Consider the following 13,945-nt stretch of genomic DNA (forward strand, 5'->3'; position numbering starts at 1 on the left):
AAAAGCTGTTTTGCTGAAGAGGGGAACAAATCCACTAAACGAATAATTTTAAAAAAAGTTTCACATTTCAAAAAAAAATAAATTGTTTTTTTTGAAATATAAAGATAATGTTACGGGTGATTTTTTACCTATTATTAGTGTAGGAAAAGGAATAATATTGGAATATATTAGCTTTTTTGTCGAACTTATTAAGTGTTAAACGACAATAAACTACGACAATATACACCATACGGCTGCGCTACTGTCGTTTCCTGTAACATAAATGTAATATTAGTGATGTTATTTTGTAATAATGTGTTGTTACAATGTAAACGTCTTATAGATTAGTAGATTATGGCATTGGAGGAACCTTTTTTTATGAAAAAGTTGATATATTCGTTAGCGTTATGTGGATCTTTAACAGTAGTACCTACAATTAGTGAAGCTGCTTTAGGAGATGCTACGCTGCACCCAGGAACAAGTAATTCAGATGTGAAAGAATTACAGCAAAAATTAAAAAACAAAGGTTATTTTACATACGGTACAACAACAAACTATTACGGTTCAATCACGACTAGCGCAGTAAAATCGTTTCAGCGCGCAAATGGTTTATCAGCAGATGGTATTGCAGGTCAAGCTACATTTAATAAACTGCTAGGAAGCGGAAGCTCATCAAGTTCATCAGTTAGCTCAAGCTCATTGCTGCGCGTTGGTTCAACAGGACCAAACGTACAATCTTTACAGCAACAGCTAAAGAATAAAGGCTATTTTAAAGGAACTACAACTCAATACTTCGGTTCAATTACAAAGAATGCAGTAATGGCATTTCAACGTGCAAATGGACTGTCTGTGGATGGAATTGCGGGTCCAGCTACGTTAAGTAAATTAAAAAATGGGGGTTCTAGCGCTTCAACTGGCGGTTCTAGCTCTAGCAGCTCAACTATTTTACGTCAAGGTATGAAAGGTTCAGCAGTAAGCAGCCTTCAGCAAAAACTAAAAAATAAAGGTTACTTCTCAGCTGGTGTAACAGGATACTTTGGCTCAATTACAACAAGTGCAGTAAAATCATTTCAACGTGCAAATGGTTTATTAGTAGACGGAGAAGCGGGTCCGGATACGCTAAATAAATTAAACTCAAGCAGCTCAAGCAGCTCAAAGCCTTCAACATCAACAGGAAGCAGCACAAGCTCAAGCTCAAGCTCAGCTTCAAAAGTTATTTCATACGGTAAACGTTTTATGGGAACACCTTATGTTTGGGGCGGAGCTGCGCCTGGAGGATTTGATTGCAGTGGTTACCTTAACTATGTATATCGCAATGCAGTAGGTGTAAGTCTTCCTCGTACAGTTGCTAGTATCTATCAAACTGGTACGCGTGTAAGTTCACCTCAGCCTGGAGATATCGTTTTCTTTGAAACGTACCAACCAGGAGCTAGCCATGCTGGAATTTATATCGGAAACGGTCAATTCATGCATGCAGGTTCTTCAACAGGCGTAACAATCACATCATTAAGCAACTCTTACTGGTCAAAACGTTACTTAGGAGCAAAGCGTTACCTATAAGAGTGTAACAAAAAGGAGTAGTTGCATAACTATTCCTTTTTTTCTATGCACCGTAAACGTAAAAGTAGGAAATTTTTGTGTCGTTTGGTATGATAATTGGAGAATAAACAAAAGGAGTGTATAACATGGCTATTGTAGATGTAACCATTATTCCGGTAGGTACGGAAACGCCAAGCGTGAGTCAGTACGTAGCTGATATTCAAAAAGTGCTGGCCAAGCATGAAGATGAAATTACATATCAATTAACCCCTATGAATACATTGATTGAAGGGGAATTAAGCACGCTGCTAAAAATTGTTCAAGAGATGCATGAAGTACCTTTTGAAAATGGTATTCAGCGCGTGTGTACAAATTTACGAATTGATGATCGCCGTGATAAAGAAAATCATACGATGGCTGGGAAATTACAATCAGTACAGTCTAAATTAAAAGCGAAATAAATAATATGCACTACAATAAAAAACGCTTGAGTATCTACTCAGGCGTTTTTTATTGTAGTTATACTTAATTGGCATGCACAAGAGAAAAAATTTGAAAAGCTACGCGCAGCCGAAGGGTTTCCTCTGACGTGTGAATAGGTCTTTTTAGTAACTCTTCGCATTTTTCGATTCGATAGATTACCGTGTTCCGGTGAACGAATAACTGCTTAGCAGTCTCTGAGATTTGGCAATTGGAATTTAGATATGTTTCGAGCGTGTCAAGTAAGATGGAGCGATCTTTCTTATCGTACTGCAGCAAACCTTCTAATGTTTGAGAATAGTAATCCTGTAAATCGTTTGCTGGAAGCAACCTCAGCAGCTCTTTGAACTGTTTTGGCTGATAAAATTGAATAAGCTTTGACTGATCTTTAAAATGGATGGTTTCAAGAGCTTCAACAGCTTCTTTATATGAGTCAGCGATTGTAAGTAGGGATTGGCTTTGGTTTCCAATTCCAAATGACATTCGCTTATCGTAGTGACGGTAAACAGCTTCCTGCAAGCGATGCAAGCATTCTATAATCATAGGTTGAGAATGAGGTGTAAACAAGAGAATGTAAAGATTGTCATAGAAAAACAAAACGGCCTCTGTAGGACCTGCTGATAACTCATATTGAAGGAGCTCATAGATCATATCATCATCGCTGTAAGGCGTGAATGTAGAATGAATTTTCCCAACGGCGCAAATATAGCTGTTTCCTGCTGATAAGCCCATCATCTGTGCTTGAAAGGAAGCATCCTCAGGCGTTTTATAATAATTGTTAACAAGCTGATTGAAAAAATCGTTTTTTCGTCGCCGTTCAGCTTCATACAAAGCCTGCTGTCTCATCATTTCGAAGGATAAAACGTTTGTCGCTTGTTCAATCGTTAGGAGCGCTGAATCGGATAAAGAAACTTGGTGTTCAATAAATAAATAACTGTACTTTCTTGTATGAGTAGCAATCGGAAAAAGCGTAACGGTTTTTTTTGTGTTCAAAAAGGAAAAGGTTGTATATTTTGACGTTCGTAAAAACAGCTGCTTAGCGCCCGCTACCGCTTCTTCCATTGGGAGCGAAAAAGGTTCGCGTTTGTTTGTGTAAAAGAGTTCATGGCCATGGGTATCAAAAAGGGCAACGTGAGCATTGCATAACGTTTGAATGGATTGCATAATTTTCTCAATGCCTTTTCCTTGTAAGATGTAGGAGGAAAATAGCTGATGTGTGACCATCGCTTGCTGAAGCTCGGCTATTTTTTTATCTAAAATAAAGCTGAGAGATTCATTAATAACCGCGCCTAACGTTTCGTCCGTTTGGAAATCAATGATTGGAAAGTGAAGTTCATCAGCTAGCTGACAAATAGAAACAGGCACGTGTTCGAAAAAACGCTTCGTTTTTATGGCCAATCCTGCACATTTCTTTTTAGCCATTCCTTCTACAAGTTTTGCTAAGCTTTCTTCATGTTCTTTGAAGTGATAACCCGTTGTAATTAAAAATTCTCCTTCTTTTAAAAAAGATAAAATATCGGGTGCGTCCATCATATTGACGTTATGTACTTTGCGGGTGACCCCTTTTTGTCCGGCTACTACAGATGCTTTCTCATAAATCGGGATGCGTAAAAGAGTTTGTAGTTCCATTATTCATTACTCCTTTTGTTAAAAATTCTCACATTTCCCTGCGCGTATTTTTATCTACCTTCTATTTTATAAGAAAGTTTAGTTAAAATAAATAAAATTTTCAGAAAAAAATGTATAAATTGTTAATGAAGAAGTTTATTTAATTCTGTAAGATAAAATAAATAACATATAACGTTAGAAAAAGTGACGTATATAAGACTTTGTGTATTTAGTGATAATAGCCAAAAAAACACTAAATCATTGTAGGAAGTGTTAATGAAAACAATCAATCATTTTCTTAAAATGAAGATAGCAGGAGGGATAGCAATGGTTGCAGATATGACGGGAAAATCTAAGCTTTGTCAGCAAATCGAAGAAAACATTAGCTGGTTGTCACAGTTTGGGTTAGATGAAAAAGAAGGTGTCACGAGGCTTTTATATACGGAACAGTGGAATGCAGCTCAAAAGGCATTGGAAGAAAAAATGAAGGGACTTCACCTCAAAACGTATTACGATGATGTAGGAAATTTATTTGGACGGTTGCAAGGAACGGGTCCAGAACAACAAGTTATTTTAACAGGATCCCATATCGACACCGTGATAAACGGAGGAAAATATGACGGGGCTTTTGGTGTTGTGGCAGGTATCATTGCTCTGCAGTACCTATATGCGCATTATGGCTCCCCTACAAAAACCTTAGAGGTCGTATCACTTTGTGAAGAAGAAGGTAGCAGATTTCCTCTTACGTATTGGGGATCAGGTAATATGAATGGATTACACAGCAAAAGTGATGCAAAACATGTTATAAATAAAGAAGGGGTTAAGCTGGATGACGCAATGAAACAGCTCAATTTCGGAGAAGGCCTCCACAGCGAGCCATACCGCACAGACATCGCTTCTTTTATTGAACTGCATATCGAGCAAGGAAAGCAGCTTGAAATGTCTCATTGCGATATCGGAATTGTTTCTAGTATCGTCGGGCAGAAACGATTTACAGTATCTGTTAAAGGTGAAAGTAACCATGCGGGCACAACCCCGATGAACATCCGAAAAGATGCATTTTATGTGAGCTGCAAACTCGCTAAGGCATTTATTGAATTGAGCGAAAAATATCATAACGCTTTATACGTAACGGTTGGAAAAATTACACTTTCTCCAAATGCACCGAATGTAATACCAGGATATGTAGAATTCACGGTCGATATAAGACATCATGAGTATAAGGTTTTACAAGAAGCAGAACGAGAAATGAAGGAAATTATCAGGCGAACAGCAGGGGATTTAGAAGTGAATCTCAACTGCTGGATGGATGAAAAACCTGTTGCCATGAGCGAAAAATTATCTGAACTTTCCAAAATTATTTCCTCGGAAAAGAATATCTCCTCCCGAGAATTAGTAAGCGGTGCAGGACACGACTCGCAGGTATTCGGGCGAAGAGTTCCCACATGTTTGTTATTCGTCCCGAGCCAAGATGGAATCAGCCATTCCCCAAAGGAATTCACCAAAGGAGAACAGTTAGAAAAAGGAGTAAAGGTCTTAATAGAACTATTATATAAACTTGCCTACTAGGAGGAATTTGACATGACTATAACAAAACAGCTTCATACACCGCCGCGTACGATTATGACACCAGGCCCCGTAGAAGCAGATCCACGCGTATTAAGAGCATTAGGAACACCTATTTTAGGTCAGTTCGACCCCGCATTTACGCGCATTATGAACGAAACGATGGAAATGCTTCGTGAGCTATTTCAAACCAAAAACAAATGGGCTTTTCCCGTTGATGGAACGTCTAGAGCTGGGATTGAAGCAGTTCTTGCAAGTGTAGTTGAACCGGGCGATAAAGTATTCGTCCCGATTTTCGGCCGCTTCGGCTATTTATTAACGGAAATTGCCGAGCGCTACGGAGCTGAGGTACACAATATTGAATGCGAATGGGGAGAAGTGTTTGACCCTGAGACCGTAATCCAGGAAATAAAAAAAGTAAACCCAAAAATCGTTGCAATGGTTCATGGCGAAACGTCTACAGGGAGAATGCAGCCTCTTAAAGAAATTGGTGCTGCATGTCGCGACCAAGATGTTTTATTTATCGTCGACGCAGTAGCTACTATCGGCGGTACGGATGTAAAAGTAGACGAGTGGAACATTGACGCATTGATTGCAGGTACACAAAAGTGTTTATCTGTTCCGTCGGGTATGGCACCTATTACGTACAATGATCGTATTGAAAAAATTATCATGGAACGTAAAAAAGTTGAAAAAGGAATTGCGACAAAAGCAGATGCTCAAACTGTTCGTCTGCGTCCAAATATTATCAGCAACTATTTTGATTTGAGTCAGCTTCAAGACTATTGGAGTGAGCGCAGGCTAAATCATCACACGGAAGCAACGTCCATGCTCTATGCTTTGAGAGAAGGGCTGCGCGTTATTTTAGAAGAAGGGTTAGAAGAAAGATTTGCAAGACATCGTCTCCACGAAAAAGCACTTGTAGCCGGAATTAAAGCAATGGGATTATCTTTATTTGGCGATGAGCACTCAAAAGTTCCAACCGTTACGTGCGTCTTAATTCCATTAGGAATTGACGGGGAAGCAGTTCGTTCTACGCTTCTTGAACAATTTGGAATTGAAATCGCAAGTTCTTTTGGGCCGATGCACGGAAAAATATGGCGTATCGGTACAATGGGATACAGCTGCCGTAAAGACAACGTTCTCTTTACATTAGCCGGTCTTGAAGCAGTGCTTATTCGAAACGGGGCAAGCGTAAATGCTGGTTCTGCTCTGCAAGCAGCTTTAGAAGTTTATGAGGAAGAAGTAGCGTTGTCTAGTCTGTAAAGATTCGTTATTCACCATATAAAGAAATGAGGAGATTTTCTATGAGCGAATACTTTTTCACACACCCATATGCATCGCAGCGTACGTGCACGTTTGGAAAAAACGGAATGGTAGCAACTAGTCAGCCTCTTGCCGCTCAGGCGGGTCTTGAAATGTTGAAAAAAGGAGGCAATGCAGTAGATGCTGCTATTGCCTCCGCAGCTTGTTTAACGGTGGTAGAACCTACTTCAAATGGAATTGGCGGAGACGCATTTGCTCTTGTGTGGATAAATGAAGAACTATATGGACTCAACGCGAGCGGTCCTGCTCCTGCTTCTATCTCTATTGAGGCTCTGCGCGCCATGGGGATAAAAGAGATGCCGGCTCGCGGTTTTGTTCCTGTTACGGTCCCAGGTGCCCCGAGTGCGTGGGTGGAGCTGTCAAAACGCTTTGGCCGGCTACCGTTAAAAGAAGTGCTGCAGCCGGCTATTTCTTATGCGCAAGAAGGGTTCCCAATCTCCCCAATTTTAGGGTACAATTGGGAACGAGCGTTTGAACGATTTACACACGCGTTAAAAGGTGAAGAATATAAACACTGGTTTGAGACATTTACTAACAATGGATCTGCTCCTAAGGTAGGGGAAATGTGGCGATCACCAGACCATGCTGCTACACTGCTTGAAATTGCCGAAACGAATGGAGAATCTTTTTACAGAGGGGATTTAGCTGATAAAATAGCAGCTTTTTCGAAAAAACACGGCGGATTTTTAGCAAAAGAGGATTTAGCAGCTTTTAAAGCAGAGTGGGTAAAGCCGATTTCAACTTCTTACCGAGGATACGATGTGTGGGAAATACCGCCCAACGGCCAAGGCCTTATTGCGCTTTTAGCTTTAAATACGCTAAAAGGTTTTTCTTTTGATGCCAAAGATTCTGTCGATACATACCACAAGCAAATTGAAGCTATGAAGCTAGCGTTTGCAGATGGACAAAAATTTATTACAGATGCTGATAAAATGACAGTAGCAGTTGAAGATTTGTTGAATGATTCTTATGCAAACAAGCGCAGAGGGCTGATTGGTGAAAAAGCGCTTATTCCCGAAGCCGGACAGCCGTCTCATAGCGGCACGATCTATTTGGCTACAGCTGATGGAGAAGGAAACATGGTATCATTCATTCAAAGTAATTACATGGATTTTGGCTCAGGACTTGTCGTACCTAATACGGGCATATGCCTGCAAAACCGCGGGCACAATTTTTCGTTAGACCCACAGCACCATAACCGATTAGAGCCTGGAAAACGAACCTATCATACCATTATTCCTGGATTTTTAACAAAGAATAAAAGTGCTGTAGGTTCATTCGGTGTAATGGGTAAATTTATGCAGCCGCAAGGACATGTGCAAGTCATCATGAATATGATTGATTTTCATCTAAATCCTCAGGCAGCTTTAGATGCACCAAGATGGCAGTGGATTGAACATAAAAAGGTTCTTGTGGAAAAAGAAATGCCTTCACATATTGTAGAAGCATTAGAACGCAAAGGGCATGATATTCATGTGGCTACGAGCAGACATACGTTTGGAAGAGGACAGATTATTTTAAGAGATGAACAAACCGGTGTATTATACGGCGGCACAGAAGCGCGAACAGACGGAGCCGTCGTTGCTTATTAGATCACAGAGAAAGGAGCGCGAGAAATGCGACAATTGGATATTTTTATAGCTTTTTTTCGCTCAGGTATGCTCGGCTACGGAGGAGGACCTTCAGCTATTCCACTTGTAAAAAAAGAAGTAGTCGATACGTACAAGTGGATGGATGACGATGAATTTGGCGATTTGTTAGCAATTGCCAATACGCTGCCTGGGCCTATTGCGACAAAGCTGGCTGGATACATCGGCTATCGAGTCGGCGGTATCTTAGGTCTCGGTACAGCTTTATTTGCAGCCGTTATTCCAACCGTTTTTTTAATGGTATTACTGTTGACCACTTTAACGCAATTTAAAGATCAGCCCTGGGTTATGGGGATGACCAAAGCAGTCGTTCCTGTAGTGGGAGTGATGCTCGCGGTTATGACATGGGATTTTTTCAAAAAATCAACGTCTGGTTTAGGCTGGACGCCAGCTATTATCTTACTCATTATTAGTTTAGGACTGATGGAATTTGCCCATATTCATCCAGCAGTTATTATTATTGTACTTATGGCAGCAGCTTGGATTCCGCTAAAACGAAAAGGAAAAAAAGGCGAAAGTGATGAGCACAAGCAAAAGAGGGAATCGGTATGATTTATATTCAGCTATTTATGGCGTTTTTTGTTTCAAATATTTTAGGCTATGGAGGAGGACCTGCGTCGATTCCGCTTATTCAAAAAGAAGTCGTAGATCGCTATCATTGGCTTACGGTCAAAGAGTTTAGTGAAATGCTGGCAATTGGAAATGCGCTTCCTGGTCCAATTGCAACAAAAATGGCGGGGTTTATCGGATATCAGCAGGCAGGGATTTTAGGCTCTGTGATTGCTCTTTTTGCAACGATTGCTCCATCGGTTTTACTTTTAGTTATTTTACTTCGAATATTATTTAAGTATAAAGATTCGCCAAATGTTAAGAAAATGACGAACTACATTCGTCCCGTTATCGCCATTTTACTGGGTTTGATGGCGTATGAATTTTTTATGAATTCATACAGTGATTCAGGTATATGGCAAACTTTATTTTTAGTAGCAGCCAGCTTTCTTTTATTGGAAAAATTGCGTGTGCATCCAGCGTTCGTTATTGTCGGAGCACTCGTATACGGAGCTGTTTTTCTTGCTTAAATGAAGCTCTCAAATAATGAGAGTTTTTTTGTGTAAAAGAGACGAAAAGAGGGGAATTCATGGTTGAAAAAGCGGCGCTAGAAAACGTTCAGGATTTGGTTAAACTGCGAATGTTGCTCATGAAAGAACTGGGAGAATTAAACGGGAACGAGGAGCTGTTTCAAAAAGCTACAGAAGAATATTTTACTGCAAATATAAATAATCCAAATAGCTATACGGCTATTTTAAAAGCGGATGGAGAAATTGTATCGGCAGGAAGCATCGTCTTTTTTATACGTCCGCCTTCACCGAGTAACCTCCAAGGAAAAGAAGCATATGTTATGAACATGTATACAGCTTTTGATCACCGAAAGCATGGCTATTCTTCAGCTATTTTAAAGCATTTGATGCAGTACTGCCAAAAAAGTGGTGTAAATCGAATATGGTTAAATGCTTCTTCCGCTGGAAAAAGCTTGTATCAAAAACATGGATTCATTGAATGTGAATCTGAAATGGAATACGTGTTTAAAAAAAATTAGAGTAGCAAAACTCTTGATAGAGATGGGTTTGAAGGAGCTATGGTTTTAAGAAAATAAAAAAAATTAATAAAAAGTGTTGACGAAGATAAAAAAACCATTCATAATACAAATCAACATCACACAACATCACACAACATTACACACAACTTGGAAGCGACAAACAGTTTCAAACGATCGGAACTGATTATCCAAGTACACATACATAGTCAATACTGAGCGTTGATAGGAGCACTAGTAGAAAAAATTTCCCTGTAACAGAGAGCTGACGGTTGCTGCGAGTCAGAACACAAATTTTTTCGAAGTACATTCCTTGAGCATCTTTTCCGAGCAGGAAAAGACGGCCTGGCCGTTATTTTAATGAAGAGGCAAGCAAAATGCTTGCAACTAGGGTGGTACCGCGAATTTTCGTCCCTACTGACTCTTAAGAACAATCTTAAGGGTGAGTAGGGACTTTTTGTATTTCGGTCCATTATAATTTTATATCCATTACAAGCGATGAAAAGAGCATAGTAGCAAAATCTTCCCTGTATTCAGAGAGCTGATGGTTGGTGCGAATCAGTACAAAAGAGATTGCGAATTACATTCTTGGAGCTTTCTTTTGGCAATAGTCAAAAGCGGCAATAGCCGTTATCTTAATGAAGAGGCAAGCAATGCTTGCAATTAGGGTGGTACCGCGATCAATTCGTCCCTACTGATACAATCAGTAGGGACTTTTTGTATATCCGCATAAGCGGCTGTGTAGGTGTAAAACGGATTTTTAAATACAAACTAAACGAAAAGATCCGTTCAAGGTTGTAAAATCAAAGGAGGATTTTTAAAATGACAAAATCACTAGAACAATTACGAGGCCAAATCGACGAAATAAATTTAGAAATTTTAGAATTATTAAATAAACGCGGTGAAATCGCACAAGAAATTGGAAAAGTAAAAGGTACACAAGGTGTGAATCGCTTTGATCCAGTTCGTGAACGTAAATCATTAGATCAAATCTTAGCTAACCATAATGGTCCATTCGAAGCTTCAACAATTCAGCATATTTTCAAAGAAATTTTCAAAGCAAGCTTAGAACTTCAAGAAGACGATCACCGTAAAGCACTTCTTGTATCTCGTAAAAAGAAATCAGAAGATACAATCGTTGACATCAACGGCACAAAAGTAGGACCTGGAAACTTAGAATTCGTAATGGGACCATGTGCAGTAGAAAGCTACGAACAAGTAAAAGAAGTGGGCTTAGCGCTTAAAGAACAAGGCATTACATTAATGCGCGGCGGAGCGTTCAAACCACGTACATCACCTTATGATTTCCAAGGTCTTGGAGTGGAAGGATTAAAAATCTTACGTCAAGTAGGAGATGAGCTAGGTCTATCAATTATCAGTGAAATTGTTTCTCCTCAAGATATTGAAACGGCTCTAGACTACGTAGATGTGATTCAAATTGGTGCACGTAACATGCAAAACTTCGAGCTATTAAAAGCTGCAGGTTCTGTAGACAAACCAATTCTTTTAAAACGTGGATTGGCAGCAACAATTGAAGAATTCATTAACGCTGCTGAATACATTATGTCTCGCGGAAATGGAAACATTATTCTTTGTGAACGCGGTATCCGCACATACGAGCGTGCAACACGCAACACATTAGATATCTCAGCTGTTCCAATCTTGAAAAAAGAAACGCATTTACCAGTTGTAGTAGACGTAACGCATTCGACAGGACGCAAAGACTTACTATTACCATGTGCAAAAGCAGCGATTGCTATCGGCGCAGATGCTGTAATGGCAGAAGTTCATCCAGACCCAGCAGTAGCACTATCAGATTCAGCACAGCAAATGAACATTCCTGAATTCCACAAATTCATGGAAGAATTAAAAGGTGCAGCAGTAAAATTATCTTAATTTTATAGTGATACAGTGATAAGAAACTAGTAGCAAACATTTCCCTGTCTCAGAGAGCTGACGGTTGGTGGAAGTCAGTACAAAAATGTGAGCGAATTACACTCTTTGAGTACTCTTTTACAGAGCGGTCAGCGGATCGTTAACAATTCGAGGTGGCAAGTAATGTTTGCAACTAGGGTGGTATCGCGAGAAAAACTCGTCCCTATGACGTAGGGGCGAGTTTTTTATTTTTTATAACAGAAAGGAATCGATAATATGAGATATTTAACAGCAGGAGAATCGCACGGACCTCAATTAACAGCGATTATTGAAGGAGTACCAGCAGGACTTGAGTTAACAGCCGAACATATTAATGAAGACTTAGCAAGAAGACAAAAGGGACATGGGCGCGGACGCCGCATGCAGATTGAAAAAGACCAAGTTCAGATTAAAGGCGGTGTTCGCCACGGTGAGACGCTTGGTTCACCAATTGCTTTAGTCGTTGAAAACAAAGATTTTACGCACTGGAGAAATATTATGGGTGCTGATCCAGTTGATCATGATGAAGAAGTAAAGAGACAAATTACAAAACCTCGTCCAGGTCACGCGGATTTAAATGGAGCGATTAAATACGGCCACAGAGATATGCGAAACGTATTAGAACGTTCATCTGCTCGTGAAACGACGGTACGAGTAGCCACAGGCGCAGTTGCCAAACAAGTATTAAAAGCTGTAGGTGTAAATATTGCATGTCACGTACTTGAAATCGGCGGTGTGAAAGCTGAAAAAACGGCATATGAGTCGCTAACAGAACTTCAGGAAAAAACTGAAGCGTCACCTGTTCGCTGCTTAGATGAAGAAGCGGGACAGAAAATGATGAAAGCAATCGATGATGCAAAAGAAAATGGAGACAGCATTGGTGGCGTAGTGGAAGTAGTAGTAGAAGGAATGCCTACTGCAGTAGGCAGTTACGTGCACTATGATCGTAAGTTAGATTCAAAGCTAGCTGCTGCTATTATGAGCATTAACGCGTTTAAAGGCGTTGAAATCGGCGTAGGCTTTGAAGCAGCTCGCAGACCGGGAAGTGAAGTCCATGATGAAATTCTATGGGATGAACAAAACGGCTATACGCGTAAAACGAATAATGCAGGAGGTTTAGAAGGAGGCATGACAACAGGGATGCCGATTGTGGTGCGAGGCGTCATGAAACCTATTCCTACCTTATACAAGCCGCTGCAAAGTATAGATATTGATACAAAAGAGGCGTTTGCTGCAAGTATTGAACGATCAGACAGCTGTGCAGTACCGGCGGCGGCGGTTGTAGCAGAATCCGTGATTGCTTGGGAACTAGCATCTGCTATTATCGATCAATTTGGGGCAGATCGAATTCAGTTAATTCAAGAAAATGTAAAAAAACACGAAGAATACGCAAAGCAATTTTAAAGAATAGAGGAGAATGAAAGGTGAAAACACGTGTATTACTTATTGGCGTTGGCCTTATTGGAGGATCATTAGCGCTAGCTATGAAGAAGCATCGTCACGTAACAGTCGTTGGAGCTGATATCAACACAAATGAAGTACAAGTAGCCAACCAGCTAGGTATCATTGATTATGTAGCTGAAGATATAAAAACAGAAGCAGCCCAAGCAGATTATATCGTGCTTGCTACTCCAGTAGAGTATACGACAGCATGGATACACGACCTTTCTACTTGGAAGCTTAAAGAAACGGTTATCGTAACGGATGTCGGAAGTACAAAAGGTGAAATTATGAAAGCAGCCCAAGCGCTGAATAAAAAACGTATTTCATTTATTGGGGGGCATCCGATGGCTGGTTCTCATACGAGCGGTGCAGTCAATGCACGAGCGGATTTATTTTGTTCGGCGCGCTATATTTTAACGCCGTTTGAAAATGAGCAAAAAGAAAAAATAGATGCGCTTATGCATTTGCTAGAGCCTACAGGTGCACAATTTGTACCGCTTGATGCAGCTACTCATGACCAAATCACCGGAGTTGTCAGTCATTTACCACATGTGATTGCAACCAGTCTAGTAAGACAAGTCAAAGGCTATTCAGCAAATAATCATCTTGTTACAGAAATGGCGGCAGGCGGTTTTCGAGATATTACGAGAATTGCTTCAAGCAACCCTCATATGTGGAGAGACATATTAAAGCAAAACCGTTCTATGCTTTTAACATTGCTCGATGACTGGATGAAAGAAATGGAACAAGTAAAACTATTAGTAGAAAAAGGTGACGGACACGAGTTATTTGATTACTTTTCAGATGCTAAAGAATTTCGTGATTCGCTTCACGCATAAAAGGAGAG

At 40.1% G+C, this 13,945-nt stretch carries 12 protein-coding genes and 3 other annotated features; of the genes, 11 read left to right on the top strand and 1 reads right to left on the bottom strand.

All coding sequences use genetic code 11. The features are described 5' to 3' along the window. Positions 1-357: 357 nt before the first annotated feature. Positions 358-1,539, top strand: a complete 1,182-nt coding sequence (locus tag ACRPLY_RS12905) for a peptidoglycan-binding protein (protein WP_432231870.1) — start codon at positions 358-360, stop codon at positions 1,537-1,539. 125 nt (positions 1,540-1,664) lie between these two features. Next, positions 1,665-1,979, top strand: coding sequence for an MTH1187 family thiamine-binding protein (locus ACRPLY_RS12910; RefSeq protein WP_013057706.1), 315 nt, complete (start codon positions 1,665-1,667; stop codon positions 1,977-1,979). 64 nt (positions 1,980-2,043) lie between these two features. On the opposite strand, the gene ACRPLY_RS12915 is transcribed toward ACRPLY_RS12910, so the two are convergent. Further along, on the bottom strand, positions 2,044-3,627 hold the full coding sequence (locus ACRPLY_RS12915) for a PucR family transcriptional regulator (protein WP_432231871.1): 1,584 nt from the start codon (positions 3,625-3,627) through the stop codon (positions 2,044-2,046). Positions 3,628-3,933: 306 nt separating this feature from the next. Here ACRPLY_RS12915 and allC point away from each other — a divergent pair, with 306 nt between their 5' ends. The 9 genes from allC to ACRPLY_RS12960 all read left to right on the top strand — a co-directional run bounded on the left by allC (position 3,934) and on the right by ACRPLY_RS12960 (position 13,937). Continuing rightward, positions 3,934-5,175, top strand: coding sequence for an allantoate deiminase (allC, locus tag ACRPLY_RS12920; protein WP_321201882.1), 1,242 nt, complete (start codon positions 3,934-3,936; stop codon positions 5,173-5,175). A 12-nt stretch (positions 5,176-5,187) separates the two neighbouring features. Then, positions 5,188-6,438, top strand: a complete 1,251-nt coding sequence (locus ACRPLY_RS12925; protein WP_028412783.1) for a pyridoxal-phosphate-dependent aminotransferase family protein — start codon at positions 5,188-5,190, stop codon at positions 6,436-6,438. Positions 6,439-6,479: 41 nt separating this feature from the next. Continuing rightward, complete coding sequence (gene ggt / locus ACRPLY_RS12930) at positions 6,480-8,090, top strand: gamma-glutamyltransferase (protein ID WP_048019000.1); 1,611 nt, start codon at positions 6,480-6,482, stop codon at positions 8,088-8,090. A 24-nt stretch (positions 8,091-8,114) separates the two neighbouring features. Beyond that, positions 8,115-8,699: a chromate transporter gene (locus tag ACRPLY_RS12935; protein WP_028412785.1), complete on the top strand. Its 585-nt coding sequence runs from the start codon at positions 8,115-8,117 to the stop codon at positions 8,697-8,699. Continuing rightward, positions 8,696-9,226: a chromate transporter gene (locus ACRPLY_RS12940; protein WP_115654274.1), complete on the top strand. Its 531-nt coding sequence runs from the start codon at positions 8,696-8,698 to the stop codon at positions 9,224-9,226. Before ACRPLY_RS12935 ends, ACRPLY_RS12940 begins: the two co-directional genes overlap by 4 nt. 59 nt (positions 9,227-9,285) lie before the next feature. Further along, entirely contained in the window at positions 9,286-9,744 is a 459-nt protein-coding gene (locus tag ACRPLY_RS12945; RefSeq protein ID WP_116739006.1) for a GNAT family N-acetyltransferase, read from the top strand. 210 nt (positions 9,745-9,954) lie between these two features. Then, positions 9,955-10,160 (top strand) — a binding site (T-box leader). Between the two features lie 70 nt (positions 10,161-10,230). Then, positions 10,231-10,437: a binding site (T-box leader), on the top strand. 126 nt (positions 10,438-10,563) lie between these two features. Continuing rightward, the gene (locus ACRPLY_RS12950) at positions 10,564-11,637 is read left to right on the top strand and encodes a bifunctional 3-deoxy-7-phosphoheptulonate synthase/chorismate mutase (protein WP_013057698.1); all 1,074 of its coding nucleotides are present in this window, start codon (positions 10,564-10,566) and stop codon (positions 11,635-11,637) included. A gap of 6 nt (positions 11,638-11,643) precedes the next feature. Next, positions 11,644-11,844: a binding site (T-box leader), on the top strand. Between the two features lie 48 nt (positions 11,845-11,892). Beyond that, positions 11,893-13,059 carry a chorismate synthase gene (gene aroC, locus ACRPLY_RS12955; RefSeq protein WP_028412787.1) on the top strand — a complete coding sequence of 389 codons (1,167 nt, stop codon included), beginning with the start codon at positions 11,893-11,895 and terminating at the stop codon, positions 13,057-13,059. Between the two features lie 20 nt (positions 13,060-13,079). Beyond that, the gene (locus ACRPLY_RS12960) at positions 13,080-13,937 is read left to right on the top strand and encodes a prephenate dehydrogenase (protein WP_033580624.1); all 858 of its coding nucleotides are present in this window, start codon (positions 13,080-13,082) and stop codon (positions 13,935-13,937) included. The last annotated feature ends 8 nt before the right edge of the window (positions 13,938-13,945 follow it).

Origin of the sequence: Priestia sp. TGN 0903 (assembly GCF_050846855.1) — a bacterium.
In the GTDB taxonomy this organism is placed as follows: Bacteria; Bacillota; Bacilli; order Bacillales; family Bacillaceae_H; genus Priestia; species Priestia zanthoxyli.